Source organism: Streptomyces sp. NPDC057950, assembly GCF_042887295.1.
Taxonomy (GTDB): Bacteria; Actinomycetota; Actinomycetes; order Streptomycetales; family Streptomycetaceae; genus Streptomyces; species Streptomyces kaempferi.
The window spans coordinates 211,240-229,571 of sequence record NZ_JBHVPP010000020.1; the positions used below are offsets into that span (position 1 = coordinate 211,240).

Sequence of the window (18,332 nt, forward strand, 5' to 3'; positions counted from 1 at the left end):
GAAACACATGGAAGCTTCATAGCCGTTCACCTCTCGGACTGGACTTGACAGCCCTTCAGCAGCGGCCGCCTGACCGCCAGTCAATGCCCGGTCGGATCGTCACTGTCCCGTCGGCCGAGGGATTGAACCGTTCCCCTACGGCGCCCGTTGCGACACCCGGGGACCCCATGACGTTCCCGACCGGGGTCATTCGGCCGGGCAGCGCCAGAAAGGAAGAGCGATGAGCCGGGGTGAAGAGGAAGAACCCGACAAGCGGAGCACGGGAGATGATGACGCCGTGCCGGAGGAACGGCCGGATCTCAGCAAGCCGGAAACCGCCGGGGAGCCGCCCGAGCCGGCGCCACGCCACGCGGTGGTCATCTCCGGTGACGGCTCGGCCGCCATCGACGGAGAACCCGTTCCGGTCGCGGAAGGGGAGTCGCTCGACGCTGCGATCCTCGACAGACTGCAGGAGTACGCACGTGACCTGAACACCGGCGTGAGGGCGACTATCTCCGATCCCGCCGCGGGGTACGTGGCGTACGTCGAGGTCGCCCCGGACGGTTCGAGCAGCCTTCTGGAGCAGCAGGAGCAGCGGGCACAGCAGGGTTTCGCGCCCGAGCCTGCGGGGGCTCACGATCTCGATGACACCGACACCGACACCGACACCGACACCGACACCGACACCGACACCGACACCGACACCGACACCAGCATCAGCGCCATTGACAACAACGAAGACGGTGCCGAATGCTTCGACGTCCCGGCGCCCACACCCGAGCAGCCGCGGCAGCTCACCACGCCTCCACTGCCCGTCGTTCGCCTCGGCCCGAAGGTCGCTCCAGGGAAGGGGAGGCGTCAGTCGGACGAGGAGTACAAGTCGCCTGGTCTGCTTCACAAACCCCTGGTCGTCGGGCCGGTGGCGCTCGGCATGGCCGCCCTGGTCATCGTTCCGCTGGTGATCCTGGGCAGCGGCGCATCGGACAAGGGAAAGCACCAGAAGCAGGCCGCCCGTTCGAGCAGTAAGAGAGGGACCCCTCTGGAGGAGGTCACGGCACCTGCCGCCTCCTCGTCCGCGAGCGCCCGGCCCAGCGCGACATCCACCTCACCGTCGGCCAAGCCGAAAGCCTCGGAGAGTGCGAAGGCCCCGAAGAACGGAGGAAGAGCGGGCGGAGCAGGAGGAGCGGGAGGCACCACCGTCACCGTGACCGCGAAGCCGCCGCGGGCCACTGTGACCGCGAAGCCTGCCCAGGACACCGCCGCCACCGCGGTGAACCGGCTCCATCGGAGCGACCCGTCAGGGCGGCACATCTGCTACCGCGCCTACCTCTCCGGACAGGGCTGGCAGAAGCCCGTATGCGACGGCACGCTCGCGGGAACGACCAGCGGGAGCCACCCGATCCAGGCTCTCAACATCGCGGTGTACGGCGGCAACGGCTCGGCCGCCAACGCCTTCGTGCACGACGCCAAGTCGGCCAACGGCCAGGGCAAGTGGGAACCACAGTGGACGGCCGTCATCGGCGACGGCAGGAACAACTATGTCGGTAGCACGAAGTCGGACGCTCCCTATATGACGGGTTTCGCTATCAACATCGGCAGTGGCCAGGTCTGCCGGACGACCAAGGTCCACGGCTACGACTGGGGGAGCGAGGACTGCACCCAGTCGCGCCCCAGGTACATCTTCGGGGGCGCCCTGGAGAACACGCGCTGGCTCGAGGCCGTCAAGTTCCGGGTGTGATGCGTTGGGAGGGGTGGCCGCTGCTGCGATGGACGTCATTCGATGGTGATCACGTATGCGCCGGCACCGATGCAGGCGCGGTCGGCGGGGGTCGGCACTCCTGGGACCGGGCGCTGGTGGCTCGAGACCTGGCCCGCCGACGACGGCGCGCGCGGTCCCGATCGATCTCGCCCAGCCGGCGTCGCTCCTCTCTTTTTGTCGGAAGTGGTTATTTAGCGACTTCATGGATTGGCTTACATAGTGAGAACGAGAGCTGGACGGCAGAAGACAGTAGCTGTTCTGGGAGGGGGGGTAGCGGGGCTCACTGCAGCCATGGAGCTGAACGAAAGAGGATATGACGTCACGGTATTCGAACCTGCAGGGTGGGGAGGCAAAGCCCGCAGCACCTCCCTTCCGGGGACGGGCATGGGCGGGCGTCTCGATCTCCCAGCGGAGCATGGATTTCGATTTTTCCCGAGCTTCTATAAAAGCCTTCCAGACACGATGCGCCGAATACCGTATAGTAACCTCTCTGACGGCGTGCACGGAAATCTTTGCGAAGCACCCGAGGTGATGCTCGCACGTTCAGGCAGGGTCGGCGAGAGAATGATCGACGTATCGACTGAAACAGGTCCTCGAAATCCGGCGCAGATTCTGCGGTCATTGGGCTTAGAACTTGAAAATGGAAAGGGACTCAGCCCCGAACTGCTGTACTTCGCGAACCGTGTCATGGTCTACATGTCCAGCAGTGAAGAACGCCGTCTGGGTCAGTGGGAAAATATGTCGTGGTGGGAATTTACCCGAGCCGTGCAAGCCTCGGAGGAGTACCGGAAGCTCTGCGTTGTGGGTGTTACGCGTATGGTCGTTGCCGCTCGGGCCGAGGCGAGTAGCACCCACACCGTAGGGGGATTCATCGAAGCCATGGTGCACGGTTTTCTGGGGCAGGGGGAAGCCGCGGCAGACCGCGTACTGAATGCACCTACGAACACCGCGTGGATAGACCCGTGGACCGACTGTCTGACTGGTCGAGGCGTGCGTCTCGAGTTTGGATATAGAGCCGAACGCCTGACCGTCCGAAACGGACAAATTGAGGGAGTGACTCTACGAGATTCTCTGGGCCGGGTCTGTCAATTGGAGTCTGACTGGTACGTCTGCGCTTTGCCTGTGGAACGAGTTCGGGGCTTGCTGGAACGTGGACTCGCCCAGGCCGACCATCGACTCACTAACGTGGCTGATTTGCGTACGGACTGGATGGTCGGGATCCAGTTCTACCTCAGGGAACGCACTCCCATAGCCCGCGGTCATGTAATTTACCTCGACTCGCCCTGGGCCCTGACGTCCATCAGTCAGGCACAGTTCTGGAACGTTGATTTTCCCTCCACATACGGTGATGGGACTGTCGAAGACTGCCTGTCCGTCGATATCTCGGCATGGGACACTCCCGGAATTTTGTACGGAAAGCCAGCACGGGAATGCACACGGGCCGAGGTTGCCGCCGAGGTCTGGGCTCAGCTTAGTGAGGCGCTGGATGACGGGAGCAAGAGTGTAGTGAAATCGTCTTTGGTGCACTCCTGGCACCTAGACCCGGCGGTACACGGTCTGGACGGCCCAGGCCCGGCCTGGAACGAAGAACCCCTCATGATCAATACGAAGGGATCCTGGCGGTTGAGGCCGCAAGCCGCCACCGGAGCATCCAACCTGTTCATGGCCGGAGACTACGTAAGGTGCCCGGTGAATCTCGCCACGATGGAGGGTGCGAACCAGAGCGCCCGTGCTGCGGTAAACGCTCTGCTGACTGCGGCGAACGACCCAGCTCCTTCGGCCGTGGTGCATGCACCGTACGAGCCCGAACAACTACGCCGGCTCAAAGAGGTGGACGCTCAGCTCTACTCCCAAGGAAGGGCACATGTCTTCGACATGCCTGCGCCCTGGGAAAAAATAGGAAGACAGACTACCGACTCCGCACGGTGAGGTCAGATTTGAGGTCCAAGGGACATCTGGGCCAGCACCACGGCCGTACGGGAATTGATGGTTAATCCCGCTTTTCGACTGAACGGGCTCAGCGCATTAGGAAAGACAGTCCACACGGCGAACCGTATCGGCGATCGAAGCCCATCGTGCCTGTATATGGGGATGGCGCTGCGCAGTGCGGCTGACGCAGCAGAATCGCGAAAATGCGGAGCGGATCTACTCCAGAGATGGCCGAGTGTGAACCACCGGCCATGCCATATTCCTGAGGTTGGTCAAGTTGACGATGACAAGAGGCGACAGAGTTCTCAGCCGGACAATCGAAACATGTGCTCCCGAATTGCGCCGGTGGATCGAGGCATTGGGTGGAACTGCGAGCCGGATCACGGCCTATCAGTTTGGTTGGTCCGACGACTACACGGCGAACCCGCGCCATGGCGGCAAGCACATAAGAGCGGCGCTAGCGCTGCTCTGTGCACGCGCTGCGGGCAGCGACCCCCGCCGGGCTCTGCCGGCAGCGGCAGCTGTCGAAATGGTGCACGCCCTATCGCTGCTCTACGACGACGTTCTAGATTCCGACGATATCCGACGGCATCGCCCTACGGCGTGGCGAGTTTTCGGCCGCGGACCCGTAACAGGCGCAGCCGACGGTTTGATAGTCCTTGCCTTTGAAGCATTTTCCGGATCTGACGGACCTCCTGAAATCACCCAGGCGGCGTCGGTCAGCTTGTTCGAAACACTCGTCCAGTTGGCGATAGGCGAGAGCCTCGATCTGCTTTTCGAAGGAAGGCGACATGTGGAGATAGCAGAATGTGCGGAAATGATCTCGGGCAAGACGGCATCTCTGTTCTCCTGCGCCTGTCGGCTGGGTGCGTTGTTCGGCCAAGCCGCAGACACTGACATCAGGAGGTTCGCCTCCTTCGGTCACGACCTCGGCATGTTGTACCAACTGGAGGACGACCTCCTCGGAATCTGGGGCGACAGTAATCTCACTGGAAAACCGGTCTTCATGGACCTTAATCGCCGCAAGATGTCCATGCCTGTCGTCGCCGCCCTCGCGTCAGGTACTCCGGCCGCGAAGGAACTCTCGGAGCGGTATGCCCTTCCCCCGGGCGAGGACCTGCGTGAAGAGGGCGAAAAGCTGGCAGCATTGATCGAAGAGGCAGGTGGCAGACAATGGACGAACCGAGTAGCAGGCGCATATTTGGACGCCGCCATGCGATGGCTCAAGGAGCTCCGCGTGCGAGCTGACGTGGAGCGTGAGGCCATCGACGATCTGGAAGCAATATGTGATCTGATGGTGAATCGGTCTCGCTGACCGGTCTCGCTTCTCCGCCCAGGGCTTCGGCGTAGTCGGCGGGCGGCCGTTTCGCGAATACTTGAGGGCGGGCAGGGGGAGCGGGCGGTCTGCGTTGCGGGCGTTGTACACCTTGCACCAACCCGAGGAGGCGGTGGCCTCCTCCACGGCCGCGTGGGCGCCGATCTCGTCGCCTACGACACCAACCCCACGCTCGACGCTTCCGCTCTGGCCCACCCCAGCCGCATGGCCTTCCACGCCGCCTTGCTCGTCGGGAATCGCTCGGCCCGGCAAGCGGTCAAGGCTCAGCGGGCCGTCGCCGAGCGAGCCCGGTTAGGCACCCGTCGATCCCCGTCGCTGCCGTTGCTGAAAGTCTCAGCGACTATCAGCATTCCGGGTATTTCGGCCCGGAAAGTCCGTCCCGGCAGCCTTTCAGCTGCCCTGGGCGGCCACATGGCCGCTCCGGGTACGGTGTCCCGTTTCTGTCCCCTTGCGCGGTTTTGCGCCGCCTGCCCGCTGGGAACCGGTAGACCGCGAGGTCTGCCGGTTCTTTCGTGCGCGGGTCTTCTGGCCGGCTCCACGGGCCTTTGAGGCTTCCGCCTCCAGGTCTCCGCCCACTGCGGTACCCGTCACGACGGCCGCCACCAGGGCGGCCAGGTTGCGTGCCGCGTTCTCATCCCCGTCCATGACCAGGCCGCACGCGCCGCAATTGAACACCCGTTCCCGCAGCGACAACTTGGCTTTCGTCGTCGTGCAGTCCGAGCACGTCTTGCTGGAGGGATACCAGCGGTCCGCGACCACGAGCTCCCCGCCATTCCACACGGTTTTGTAGCTCAGGTGCCGGCGTATCGCACCGAAACCGGCGTCGGCGATGTGCCTGGCCAGTTTCCTGTTCTTGAGCATGCCGGCGACGTTGAGATCCTGGACCACCACCGTGCCGTACTCGCGGGCAATGCCGGTGGTGAGCTTGTGGAGCGCGTCCTCACGCAGATGCCGGATCCGGGCGTGAGCACGGCGGAGCGCTGCTTTGGCCTCCTGCCAGTTCGCCGAAGGGGTCCGGCGGAGCCGAGCGGGCGTGGTCCATGACGTCCAGGTGGTACGTACAGTGGCGCGCTCCAGTTGGACGCCATGGACCACGCCCGCTCCACGGTGTGTGGGTCGACGGGCGGACGGGATGGGAGCTGGGGAAGGCGGTGGGTTAATCCGGTTGGTCAGTTCACGCAGCCAGGCACCGGGACTGCGCTGCCGGCGCAGTTGGTGGGCTTGTTGTGCTTCACCTTGCTGTTGTTCAGGGCCACCGTGCCGGACTTGTTGTTGATTCCGCCGGGAGGGGCGCTGCTGGTGTTGTGCTCCACCTGGCTGCTGGTGAGCGTGGCGGTCCCACCGCTGTTGGTCAGACCACCGCCCTGGGCACCCGTGCCGGTGGAGGTGTTGTGTTCGATCTCAAGCCGCTTGGTGCTCAGCGTGCCCTCGTTGTAGACGCCACCACCCTGGGCGTTGGTCCCCTGGGCCGAGTTGTGTCCGATCTTTCCGCCGTCGATCGTCACCGTGGCGGCCACTCCCTGGTTCGAGATCCCCCCGCCCATGCCCGGCGCGTTCGCCGTTGCGGTGACCGTGTTGTGCTCCACACGGGTGTGGTGCAGGTTCACCTTGCCGGGGTTGAGGTTGAAGATCCCTCCACCACCTCTGAAGCCACCGGTGCTGGCTGCGCTGTTCGAGAAGATCTCGGAATCATCGATCGTCGCCGGGCCGCTGTTGGCGAGTCCGCCACCCACGCCGCCCGTGGCGTTATTGCTGATCGTGGTGCCGTCGGCGATGGTGAGGTCGCCTCTGCTCGAGATGCCGGCGCCGAATGCTGCCGAGGTGTTGTAGCCGACGACACTGTGACGGATCCGCACGGTGGCAGAGGCGAGAATGAAGAAGCCGCCGCCGTCGAAGGCGCTGCCGTTCCGCACGACGCTACGGGTGAGGTCGATGGTCCCGCCCGAATTGGCGAAGATGTTGCCGCCGTCGGTGGCGGTGCCGTTCGTCACAACGCTACGGGTGAGGCTGAGTGTCCCACCCGAATTGACGAAGATGTTGCCACCAGCAGTACCCGGGACGCTGCCGTTGCGTACGGTGAGATCGTTGAGTGCCAGGTTCCCGGGTCCGTCGATTTCGAAGATGCGGAACAGGGCTGCCGTCGTCGGGTCTCGTTGGATGGTGGCGTCGCGTCCCTTGATGGTGAGTTTCTTGGTGATCACGGGCAAAGCGTTGTTGGCGTTGTCCGGCGTGGTGTAGCTGTAGACGCATCTGTGGGCCAGCACCAGCGTGTCCCCGGAGTGGGCGCTAGTGATCGCGTTCTTCAGTGCGGTCGGGTTACAGGGCACGCTGGTCGTCGCAGCCTGGGCCGTCGCGGGAACGGCCACCAAACTCACCACCGTACCGGCCACAGCGATCGCGCCGCGCAGACAGATGCCTCGAAACGCTGCCATGGGGCCTCCTTCTTCTCGGGCGGTAGCCCTGGTCCAGAGCTACACGTCAATCACGTCTGCTATCGCTCACAGTGACGACAGGCCGGATGTCAGCCCCTGCACGGCACGCCGATATCCACCGAACAGACCACAAGAGCGGCGAGCGCTGCGGCTGCCTCTGACATCACCGCAACGGAGTCCTGCCCCGACGGGACGGAACCTCTGGCGGCTGAACGACTCGATCTCGGTGGTGATGCCGCCCACGGGCGCTTCACCGGTGAGCACGGGCAGACCGTGCTCGTCTGAGCGGCTTGGAAGAAGTGCTCAGTGCGAGTGGTCAGGGAAGAGTGGCGCGACTGAGGGGAACGCTGTCGCACAGGTGGGAGAGGTACGACCGCTGACACTTGTTGCGTCGCGCTTCTCGCACCTCTCGCGCGTGCTCCGGAGAGGGTTGGTACGGGCGGAATCTGATCTGAAGGTGCGGCAGTGGCCTGCTCGGGTGCCGGGGACGGCCTTGCCGGACCGTCCCTGGGCCGAAGAACGTCGAGAAGGTCCGGATGCCGCTGGCCGAGGTGTGGGCGGCGGCGATGCCGTGACGGGCGGCGAGTTCGGCCCGTGCGGCCGTGTCGGCCGGGCCTTGGTGCGGTGAGGGGCGAGGACGATTGCGGGCCGCGTCGCCGGCAAGCGGCAGGGCCGCCAGGCCGAGCATGGTGTCGTCGATATTGACGCACGCCGCGAGGGTGTGGGCTGCGGGCCGGCGCCTGCGAGCTGTCTCGCCGGCTCAGGGCGCTCGGGCGTGGGTCCTCCCCGGTGGTCATAGGCGGACTTCTTCTGATGGTTCCGGAGGGCCGGGGCGCTGCGGCGAGGCAGGCAGGCGGGCGGGGCGGCGCTGCCGCGCCCCGGACGCGGACCATGTTCAGCGGGGCGCGGCAGGTCGGAGCGCACGACAGCGGAATCAGCGGCCGGGCAGGTTGTTCAGCGTCGGGACCATCTCTTCGCACCAACGGCGGGGGACCATCCCCGCGTGCGTGGGGAGCAGCCCTTGCACGTGCGCAGCCGAGTTGTGTGGGAGGGATCATCCCCGCACGCGCGGGGATGGTCCCGTCTCTACCTGCATGTCGACGGTCACGCAAGGTGGTCGTGGCCGGGCCACACTGCAACAAGATCACGGTAGTCGGCGAAGCGGGGGCCGGGAACCGTGTCTTGGATCGGCTGACCGTTCAGCCAGCATATTTGGAAGGTGTCGCTCTCGGTGTCGAGTAGACAGCACACTCCGCCGCTGGCGGCGGTGAGGCTGGTGAACACGGCTCCGATGCTTGCTGATCGCTCAAACAGCCGGCTCATCCCCGACGTGGCTGCGGTAAACGCTAGCGACGCGAAGCGAGGGTGCGGCGCAGGCGCGAACTGCACCGTGAGGTAGACGTACCCAATCGCAATCCTCCCGAACTCGTCGGGTTCGGAGTCACGGTCCCCGCAGAACTCGCGCACTGCGTCGTCTACGCCGAACATGATTGAGGTGTCGAGTTCAAGCCTGCCGCTTGTGGAGCAATCCACCGGCTCGCTCTTGAAGTTGGATGTGAAGGGCACGACAACCTGGTCACCGCCGGGCATGGTGACGGTGAGTGGCATCATTCGACGGGTTGGCGGCGCCAGCTCGGTGAGCTCGACCAGCGCCCTGGCGACGTTCTGGGCAGGCACGATGATTTCGTAGCTGTAGTCAAGCCCCATACCGGCCACCCCTTGTCCGTCGAACTGGATCTTCCCATGTCGTGCCCCGTGGCCGGGGCCTGGGCATTGTCTGGGAGGTATGCCGGGTCCTGCGAGCATTTTTCCTTCCTGTCGTCCAGCCGAGGTTCACGCTGCGTTGGTTTCGGAGCGTTCGACGATGTGTCCGAGTACGAAGCGGGCGCCAGCGCGGACCAAGGCGACGAGGTGGGGTGCAGCGATCGCGCGCCAGCGGGCCTGAGCGGACTCGACGAGCTTGAACACCATCTTCAGCGTCGAGGCCGGGCTGCCGGCCCTGCGGGTGACTTTGGTCCTCAACTTCACGGTGCTGAAAGTACTCTCGATGGGATTTGTCGTGCGCAGGTGCACCCAGTGCTCGGCGGGGAAGTCGTAGAACGCGAGGAGTTCGTCGGCCTCGTCCGTGACCTTCTTGGCAGCTTTCGGCCACTTCGCTCCGTAGGCGCGCTCGAAGTCCTTGATCGCCTTCTCGGCGTGGTCGCGGTCCTCGGCGTTGTAGATCTCCTGCAGAGCCTTCTTCGCGCCCGGCTGAGCCGACTTCGGTAGCGCGTTCATGACATTGCGGACCTTGTGAACCCAGCACCTCTGATGCCTGGCCTGCGGAAACGCCTCTGCGAGGGCCCTCCACAGTCCCATCGCGCCGTCACCGACCACGAGTTCGGGATCGCGCATGCCGCGTCGGGCGGCAATCGCGCAGCAGGTCCGCCCACGACTCGGTCGATTCGCGCAGTCCTTCGGCGAGTGCGATGAGTTCCTTGCGGCCGTCGGGGCGCACGCCCATGAGGACCAGGACGCAGGAGTGGGCCTGGCCGAGGCGGACCTTGGGGTGGACGCCGTCGGCCCACACGTAGACGTAGTCGGAGTCCGACAGGTCGCGGGCGACGTGAAGGACTGCTGATCCGCAGCGGGACCGACAACCGGAGTCAGGCTGCCGGCCCCGACCCGTAGTTCAGAGAAGGCTTCACAACTGGCACCGGCTTGACTCTCCATGACCCACCATCACCCTGACAAGCTGTGGTCAGTAATTGCAGATGACGGCGTGAAGGGCGGCTATTCGCTGTCCCGGTGGGAGTGGAGACTGCCCCGACCTGTAATGTCGCGATCTTCGGGCGGCGTAGGCCCCCGGAGTCCCGAAGGTGAATCCCCATGATGTTCGACGAGCTGCCCGTCGCGTGGCGGCTGTCCCCCAAGGACGTCCAGGCGGGGTGGCGTGCGCTCTGGTGGACCGTGGGACCGGACGGCGAACTCGCCGTGATGCTGGTCCAGCGCCGGCACCTGAGCCGCGGCAAGTATCCCCGCGGGTGGATCGGATGGCGTGCCGAGACGCCGTTCGACGGAGAGTTGGTCATCGCCTCCGGGCAGGAGGAGCGGCGTATCCCGGTCGAAGGGATCGACATGCGGACCAGCCATCTGGCCCTGCTCCCAGGCTCCCGGTTCCTGCTGGCATCGGGCCGTACCCACCGGGACGCGGAGGGAGCCTGGTGGAAGAACGCCGTCGTGTACTCCGCCGAGGGCCGGCCGGAGGGTGCCTTCTGCCTCGGTGACGACATCCCGGCCCTGGTCACCGACCGCAGCGGGGACATCTGGACCGCCTACGGTGACGAAGGCATCTACGGCGGCCACCCGGAGTCCGCGGCCGGCCTGGCGGGCTGGAACACCCGGGGTGTCGCGACCTGGGCGCCGAAGGGGAGACTTCCCGACTGGCCGCTGGAGGGTTGCACGGCCGCCACGGAAGGCGAGTCGGTGTGGCTGGTCTGGTACAGCCCCAAAGGAACCTTCCTCACCCGGATCACACCCGCCACCGGCGAAGTCGCGAGCTATCGCAGCCCGGTGAAGGCCCCGGACGGATTCGCCGTGCGCGGCACGCGGGTGGTCCTGACCAGCCGCGACCACTACAAGCGCAGGACCACCGTGACCCGCGCGGAACTGGTCGGCGACGTGTGTGTCGCCATCGGCCAGGAGCGGGTGCGGGTGCCCGGTCGGGTGGTCATGCATTGCGGCCAGGGCCGCGACGGCACCCTGTTTCTCCGCGCCGGCCGTACCTGGGTGCGCATCGACGCCTGAGACCCGCGGCTTTCAGACCCGCGACACGGTGCCTGTGAAGGCCCGCCGGGAAGCCGACGCAGAGACGTCGATCGCCGCCGAGAGCTACTGGCGCAGAGGGACAGCAACCCCGAAGCCCGCCTGGGCCGCGACCTCCTCAACGGATTCCTTGCAGGAACGGGCCTCTCCCTCGACCTCCCACCACCATCACCCTGACAGCCGAAGTCAGTGACCGCCCTCACCTTCCCTCCCGGCGGCCTGTATGACCACTGATGACCGATCTCTGTGTGGTATCGGTTGCGAGGGCTCGAGCCATGACATCGACGAGTACCCCAGTGGGCGACCGCACCCGTGGCTCTCTTCGCTCAAGGGGGCGTATGTTCCGCTGCCAGCATCCTCCAGGCGTGGCATAACGACCAAGCGTCCAGAGATCACGGGAAACTTCACCCCGGACGGCACCCGGCCCTCCGGGCACCCCCCCGCCGGGCGGGCACCGGAACAACGGTCCCCGGGCGCCCGCCTGGTGGGGCAGGGCTTCGGCGTAGTCAGATGCCGTCCGGTTCGGGTTGGTTTACCGCGCCTCGCGGTGTTCCGAGAGCGGAGCATGTGGCGGGGCTCTGGCCAGGGACAATGCCCGCATGGACACCATCGTTGAGATCCATGTGCCCCTTCGGGAGGCCCCGGGCACTGCGGAGGGGTCTTATGCCTTCTCCTGGATTGACCAGGTCGAGGACTTCCTGGCTGAACAGGAGGTAGCGGAAGTGCATGACGAAGGAGAGGAGTACGGCGAGGCGTACGTCTTCTTCATCACCGGGGCCGGCGAGGCGGATCTCCTGGCCGTCGCGTCCCGCGTGGCCACCGTGCCGGGCATCCCGAGCGGAGTGTTCGCGATGGTCACGAACGATGAGGCCGAGGAGATCGGTCTGGGGCGACGCGTGGAACTGCCGCACGGATAGTCCTCGACAGCACCGGCGGGTGACGCTCGGCCGGCTCGACGGCTCCCGACAAGCTGCGTGCCCCGGGTCGGCGGCCACCACGGTCAAGGCGGTCAGGCTGGTCAGGCCGGTCAGTACTGATCCCGTGTCCCGGGTGACCGCGGAGCTGGTCACCGGGTGAGTTCTGTTGGGCGGCGCGCAGCGGGTTATCCGGCCTCCGCGCGCCGCTCCATACGATCGCTGCCCGAACGGGTGTGGCTCGAGCGGAGCCAAGAGGGGGAAAGGGTGAGCACGGCCGCCTGTCCGTCGGGCCACTTCCGCTCGTGCGGAGTCGACGTCCGGCTCTGCTCGCGAGGATGCGCAGGAGGGGGCATGTCAAGTCCTCGGCTGCAAAGCCGACCTGGACGCTGACGGGATACCTCCGCTGGTGCGGAGTCGGCTGGTCCAGGGGCATCAGCCTGCACGGCTTCGACGGGTGTCCTTCGCTCGCGTGGAGTGTGACACGTACTGCCGTAAGGAGGTGCCGACCGGGACTCTTTTCATCGTGCGGGGTCGACGGGCGTCGCGGTGTTCGGCGGGCCGATCGACGCTGGCGGGTCGTCGGCCGGCGCCGGTGCGCACGAGGCCGCGGTTCCTGGCCACCCTGGGGGTCGGGTTGGGGCCGCGTCCTTGTGTGGTGCGCGCGCCGGGTAGGGGCGCCCGGTCGACCATGCGACAGCCGGGATAGCCATGCATGGCAGGCAATGTCCTAATCGCCACGTCTCATGCTTAGTAGATATTTTGTTCGGTATGGGCGGGTGAATCAGTATGCCGACACGTGAGCCCCGGAGAAAAGTTCAGGTGTCCTGCGTCACAGCGGGAGGCGGACCGGTCCTGATCGGCTGCGCAGGTTGTTCACGCGTCGATCCTCCCCCGTGGGGGAATGATCCTTTTCATCGCCCCTGAAGAGCGGAAGCCTCTGGCCCCCCGTTGCACCGGGGGGCTCAGCCAAGGTGCACTCACGCCAGAGAGATGACGCCTTGGGCGGGGCTGGCGCGGGGCCAGCCGGTGTCCCCATGGTGTCGTGCCATGGGGAGTTTGTGAGGTAGGAATGCGTTCCTGACACGAGATGTTAGGTCTTCCTAATCAATCTGATCAACCCACGATTACCTGGGCCAGTTTTTGACCTGCACTTTTTCCGGTTGTTCAGACAGTCGGTAGCCGACTCGTCCTCGTTGACGCCGTATGCACATGCCGTGCATACGACCCAGATTGGTCTCATCTGATCGTTCACTGATCGGAACTGTCCGCTTCCCGCGTCCTGGAGACGGTAGATCAGATGTTGCTCCGTCAACTAGCAATCACAGCAGGTCAGTCGACATCGTTGTCGCCATTCGGGCGGGGGACAAGTCGACACGGTGGCCCTCCAGGGCTAAGGCAGAATGCATGCAAGCGTTCACGGGCGGCGGTTGCACCCGCCACCTGAGTCACATGAGCGCGGTTCGGCCGCCGAGCTATGTGACGCCCAGTCACGTCGAAGCGGTGCTCTGCCAAGTCACTCACGCCACATCCCGTCCCCGCCCCCTCGGGTGGGGACCCTTATATGAGTGCCCCGTCCTCGGTGACGGGGCACGGAGAGACAGGCACCTGATGCGCAGGAAGCTGCGTATGTACATCGCCGTCGGCACCGCCGGCGCCGTCGGGTCGGGAACCGGGCTGCTCGCCGCGCACCTGGGCATGGACCCCGCGGAGGCAGCGCACCTGGGCGCCGCAGTCTCCGGTGCCACCGGAGACCTGCTGCGGCAACTGCTCCGTGTGTCCCAGCACGACCTGGCGAACACCTCTGCCGACCCCGCCGTCACGGCCCGGACGGTAGCGAACACCAGTAGCAGCCCCTCCCAGGCGTTCCGCCCCGTCCCACGCCAGCGCCCGCCGGCTCTGCCCCTTGCCGCGCCGATGGCACAGCGGACGGCCCACCACGGCCGACACCGCCAGCTCCAGCGCAGCGCACGGCGGTTCGCGGAACGCGCCGTCGCACACTCCGGGCAGAAGGAGGGCGGACATGGCGCGGCCTGAGAAGGAGATCGACTCCGCGGCATCCCTGTCCCTGCGCTCGCTCGCGATCGAGCTGCGCCTGCTGCGCAAGAGCAGCGGCCTGACCTACAGCCAGCTCGCGGGGCGTTCGCACTACTCCACCGCGGCGCTGTCCACGGCTGCGTCGGGCAAGGGGGTACCGACCTGGGAGACCGTGGATGCCTTCGTTACCGGCTGCGGCTACGCGGGGACCCTGGATCGGTGGAAGCGCATGCATCGTGCGGCGTGCCGGGATGCGGGCCGCAGCAGCAGCGAGGACACCGGTAACCATCCCCTGCCCCGCCGGCCCGTCGGGGTCCGCGTCACCCGAGCGCTGCGGCGTCCGGCAGAGCTGGTCCAGACGGATCCCGCACCGGCCCCCGTGGCCGTGTCCGTTCCGGCACACGTCCCGGCTCCCGCCCAGCCGGACGGGCTGCTCGCGCTGGTGCAGCAGGCGCTGGAGTACGAGCGCAAGGACCGGCGGGTCACGAAGGTCATGGCGGCCGATCACACTCACACCGCGCTCGCGTTGTGCACGACGGCCGAGGACGTGATCGGGCTGATGAACGAACTCGTGCGGGAACGGGGGCTGTCGATCCCGGAGCTGGTGGAGCGGAGCAAGAGCCACTACCTGATCTCCGACGCGACGTTCACCCAGGTGCTCGGCGGCAACCAGCTGCCGACCACGGAGTGGCTGTACATCTTCCTGGCCGCATGCGGGCTGGAAGAGGACCGCACGATCATCTGGCACTTCACCGTGACCCGCATCAAGATCGCCAATATGCGGCACCAGCGGCACGACAACGTCCTGCCGCCCGAGCCGCCGAGCCGCCTGACGACGTCCATCGACGTCGTCAAACGCAGCATCGTGCAGGCTGCCGCCGTCATCGCGGCGCTGTGCGTGACGATGTACGCCGCGGTGGAACTGCTCAGGCACTGATCACGGGCCTTGCCGCCGCAACGACGTGAGCCCCGGACTCGTCGATCCGGGGCTCACTCGCGCTTCCGTCGGGGGCGGACACTTCCGCGCGATGCCGTGTCCAATGACCGCCGGACCACTTCAGGTACGGCGCACAGGAGGGCAGGCCGCTCCCGCGTCGCCTCTTGCCGGGTTTGTCATGGACGTACTTCACCCGGTTCGAGTGGAGCCGACTACACGATGGCGCCGTCCGCGAACGGCAGGTAGGGGACATTTTCGCTCGTGCAGGGACCAGTACCCCTCCCTTCAAAGTGCGGGGAGCGGTCCGGGGATCCGAAGACGGGGGCCCAGGGGGCGGGGCGTTCCCCGCACGCGCCGGGAGGAGAAAGCCAGCCTCCCCCCAGGCATCGACCTTGGGGGACCATCCGCGCATGCGCGGGGAGCAAGTCGCGGCCGGCCCGCCCCGCTTGAGGGCGTCGGGGCCATCGGGGATTTTGGACGGTCGGGCTCGGGTGTCGAGGGTCCGCCAGGACTTTAATCGGGGGACCCTCCGCAGGTCCAGGTAGGTCTGGAAGGCGGTCGGGTCGTGCTGAGAGGGCTTCCTCGGCTGGTAGCAGACTGCTGAGGCGTTCGATGTTCATGGCGATAGCAGGACCTCGACCGTGTCCGACTGCCGGGGCAGGGCTTCCGGCTGTCCTGTGAGGAAGACCGTAGGGAGAAGCTGCACGCCGACTGGGGCACGTTTAATGGGGCGGCTTTTTGCCGGTCAGGCTCTCCTCCGGCTTCCGTCTGCGGCAGCTGGTACGCGGCGCCGTGCTGGTGCGGCCGGCCGAGGGCAGGTTGGCATTGTTCGCGAGAATCGGTTCAGGCTCAGGTTGTGGAGCCAGAACCCTTTGAAGTGGAGGACGCTGCCCGGGACGCGCACGGGCCGTCTCCTGTGTGTCAAGTCAGGAGCCAGGAGGGGCTGAAGGGGGTGCTCAGGTAGCTCCAGAGCTGATGGTCGTCCAAAACGTGAAGGGTGCCGGCGATGGCAGGCAGGTTGTCCTGTGCCCGGCCCGAGGTTACCGAGAGTCGGATCAGAACCCCGTCACGACGTTCCGCGTACCCGGTGAAGCCGCCTCCGCTCAGGGTCCAGCGGTTCGGCCCGGCCGGGGTGCAGACGGTCGCGGGTAGCGTGATGATCTGGTCGTAGTGCGGGACGTCCTCGCTCGGAACAGTTTCGTAGGTGGCGATGACCCCGATACTGCCGCACGGGTCCGTGTCGGGTCCTGACACCGTGACGACTCCTTCGGGGGACCCGTCGATGTCGGTGTCCGGGAAGTACACGTCCACCTGGACGCCGTAGCCGCCCGCGGCAAAGGTGCCCTGCTCCCCGCCTGGCCAGTCGACCGCCCGAAGCAGTCGGGGGTCGGTGGCGGAGTGGTGTCTGCGCCAGGCGTCGGCCGCCAGGTGTTCCTGCGCGGCGCGCAACGGCACCGAAATTCCGGCCAATGCGATGGCCACCACGGTCGCCGCGATGTTGGCGCGGCGGCTGGGGGCCGTCAGCAGCACGAAGGCCAGCGGGTAGGGAAGGCAAAGCAGCAGGAGCGAGAGCGGGCCGAAGGGTGGGACGATCCTGGGACTTGAGCACAGCACTGCGTTGAGGGTGATGACGGCGGCGCCGCTGAGGAACAGGATCGCCAGCGTCGTTTGCAGTGGTCGGGCGAGAGTGGGCCGGATCCGCCGGATGAACCGGTACAGCAGCGCGGCGGCGGCTACCTGGCAGCAGGAACCGAAGTAGAGCACGATCAGGACGACGGCGCCGCCGATCCCGCCGCCGCCCGGGTCTAGGTGCCCTATTACGGCCCGAACGACTCCGATTCCGGTGGCGGATAGCAGGCCCATAAGCCACACCTGTACCAAGAGCCAGACCGTCGCTGGATGAGGTTCGGACGATGTCGCAACCCGCGCCGGTCTCCGCATTGGCCGCGGTGCTGGGGCCCACCCTGGCCTGGTTCTCACGGACCTACGGGGTGCGAACATCTGCTGTTCCTTTCAACGGGGCGGGGGCAGACGCAACAGGGCTGCTTCAGCCACGGTCTTCGAAGGGAGGACCAATGAGCACCGGGGTTACGGGGCCGAGGATCGAAGTCATCACCGATGGTCCGCGGGGTGCAGGGTGAGGCTCTTCGCGTGGTGCACCGCAGACCGGAAGACTCCTGGAGGAGAGAGACGACCGGGTCGACGGCGCAGGGGACGGAGCGGCAGTCGAAGTTGCGGGTGCGACGAGCTGGGGGGTCGGCCCTGCGCTCGCCATCAGGTAGAGCCTGCGCACGTCACTTGGCCGTGCTCGGCGCAAGCCCTACGAATTCGAACATGTTCAAACCGTCTGGCGATATGACCCTAACAGGTTTTTGAACATGTTCAAGTCAAACTGCTGTTGGCTGAAGCTTGTCCACCGCCCGACCGAGGGCTATCGCGCTACGGCAGTCCCGCAGATCGGGACCTACCTCATGGCCGCATCGCTGCGCGTCGTCGACCGTGCGACGTCCCACCCGCTACCGGGGCCGGTGAGACTGCCGGTACGTTCCGTTGAACACCACCTGGTGCCTGAGCGTGAAGGGAAGGTTCCGGTCTGGCGGGACAGCTACAGCGAGCCGTGCCCGGTTGTCGTGGTCCACGTGGCGTTGGGCCCATCGCCGTCCGGCGAGTTGCTGCGGCAGGTGGTCCGGCAGTACGTGGCAGATGGCTGGGAGTGTTACGGGGCAGACGGCTCGGCGCTGCGCGAGTATGGGTTGGAAGCTCGACGGGATCTGGAGCTGTAACGCCGGGTCCCCACACGGCGTGATGGATCGGTGCGGCGGTGCCGTCGAGGAGAACCGGGCGAACCGGTCGGCGTCCGCCCGGCCGCGGCAGAACTCGGACCAGGGCGTGTCCCGCCGGCGGCGGCGGCCTCGGGGTCCTAGTCGAAGTCGTGGAGGGGCCTCACCCCGCGACAGCAGCTCGCCCACCTCGCATCCCGAGGCCCGCGCCGCGGACCTCGGCCACCCGCCCTGCCTGAGGGGTCGCCAGGTGGGTGCGGTGGGTCCGTCGCGGAGGAGGTCGGCCAGTGGTGTCGCGAGCACGGGGACTTCGTGGAGGAAGTCCCCACCGTCCAGGGTGCTGGCGGCTTGGAGGGCGTCGATGCGGGTTTCGATGCCGGCGGGGCCGGTGTTGGCGAGGATGAACAGCAGCCGGGGGAAGACGG

At 66.2% G+C, this 18,332-nt stretch carries 11 protein-coding genes and 1 pseudogene; 7 read left to right on the forward strand and 5 right to left on the reverse strand.

Annotation, left to right across the window (positions count from 1 at the left end; all coding sequences use genetic code 11):
• Window positions 1-220 precede the first annotated feature (220 nt).
• The 3 genes from ACFVTC_RS30360 to ACFVTC_RS30370 all read left to right on the forward strand — a co-directional run bounded on the left by ACFVTC_RS30360 (window position 221) and on the right by ACFVTC_RS30370 (window position 4,982).
• Entirely contained in the window at window positions 221-1,717 is a 1,497-nt protein-coding gene (locus ACFVTC_RS30360) for a hypothetical protein (RefSeq protein ID WP_390131686.1), read from the forward strand.
• Between the two features lie 240 nt (window positions 1,718-1,957).
• A complete protein-coding gene (locus ACFVTC_RS30365) occupies window positions 1,958-3,667 on the forward strand; it encodes an FAD-dependent oxidoreductase (protein ID WP_390131705.1) in 1,710 nt (569 codons plus the stop codon).
• A 268-nt stretch (window positions 3,668-3,935) separates the two neighbouring features.
• Complete coding sequence (locus ACFVTC_RS30370; protein ID WP_390131687.1) at window positions 3,936-4,982, forward strand: polyprenyl synthetase family protein; 1,047 nt, start codon at window positions 3,936-3,938, stop codon at window positions 4,980-4,982.
• Window positions 4,983-5,393: 411 nt separating this feature from the next.
• Here the strand turns inward: ACFVTC_RS30370 and ACFVTC_RS30375 are convergent, their stop codons facing one another.
• The 4 genes and pseudogenes from ACFVTC_RS30375 to ACFVTC_RS30390 all read right to left on the reverse strand — a co-directional run.
• Window positions 5,394-6,098, reverse strand: a complete 705-nt coding sequence (locus ACFVTC_RS30375; protein WP_390131688.1) for an RNA-guided endonuclease InsQ/TnpB family protein — start codon at window positions 6,096-6,098, stop codon at window positions 5,394-5,396.
• Window positions 6,099-6,172: 74 nt separating this feature from the next.
• Window positions 6,173-7,435: a hypothetical protein gene (locus tag ACFVTC_RS30380; RefSeq protein WP_390131689.1), complete on the reverse strand. Its 1,263-nt coding sequence runs from the start codon at window positions 7,433-7,435 to the stop codon at window positions 6,173-6,175.
• A 1,104-nt stretch (window positions 7,436-8,539) separates the two neighbouring features.
• On the reverse strand, window positions 8,540-9,142 hold the full coding sequence (locus ACFVTC_RS30385; protein WP_390131690.1) for a hypothetical protein: 603 nt from the start codon (window positions 9,140-9,142) through the stop codon (window positions 8,540-8,542).
• A gap of 126 nt (window positions 9,143-9,268) precedes the next feature.
• Window positions 9,269-10,034 (reverse strand): annotated as a pseudogene (locus tag ACFVTC_RS30390) (IS256 family transposase); the annotation flags it as partial.
• A 269-nt stretch (window positions 10,035-10,303) separates the two neighbouring features.
• On the opposite strand from ACFVTC_RS30390, the gene ACFVTC_RS30395 reads away from it, so the two are divergent.
• The 4 genes from ACFVTC_RS30395 (at window position 10,304) to ACFVTC_RS30410 (ending at window position 15,127) form a co-directional block, all read left to right on the forward strand.
• Window positions 10,304-11,221: a hypothetical protein gene (locus tag ACFVTC_RS30395; RefSeq protein ID WP_390131692.1), complete on the forward strand. Its 918-nt coding sequence runs from the start codon at window positions 10,304-10,306 to the stop codon at window positions 11,219-11,221.
• 617 nt (window positions 11,222-11,838) lie between these two features.
• The gene (locus ACFVTC_RS30400; RefSeq protein WP_390131693.1) at window positions 11,839-12,156 is read left to right on the forward strand and encodes a hypothetical protein; all 318 of its coding nucleotides are present in this window, start codon (window positions 11,839-11,841) and stop codon (window positions 12,154-12,156) included.
• A gap of 1,608 nt (window positions 12,157-13,764) precedes the next feature.
• A complete protein-coding gene (locus ACFVTC_RS30405) occupies window positions 13,765-14,190 on the forward strand; it encodes a hypothetical protein (RefSeq protein ID WP_390131694.1) in 426 nt (141 codons plus the stop codon).
• The gene (locus tag ACFVTC_RS30410; RefSeq protein WP_390131695.1) at window positions 14,177-15,127 is read left to right on the forward strand and encodes a helix-turn-helix domain-containing protein; all 951 of its coding nucleotides are present in this window, start codon (window positions 14,177-14,179) and stop codon (window positions 15,125-15,127) included. Before ACFVTC_RS30405 ends, ACFVTC_RS30410 begins: the two co-directional genes overlap by 14 nt.
• Window positions 15,128-16,048: 921 nt before the next feature.
• On the opposite strand, the gene ACFVTC_RS30415 is transcribed toward ACFVTC_RS30410, so the two are convergent.
• On the reverse strand, window positions 16,049-16,990 hold the full coding sequence (locus tag ACFVTC_RS30415) for a hypothetical protein (RefSeq protein WP_390131696.1): 942 nt from the start codon (window positions 16,988-16,990) through the stop codon (window positions 16,049-16,051).
• Between the last annotated feature and the right edge of the window lie 1,342 nt (window positions 16,991-18,332).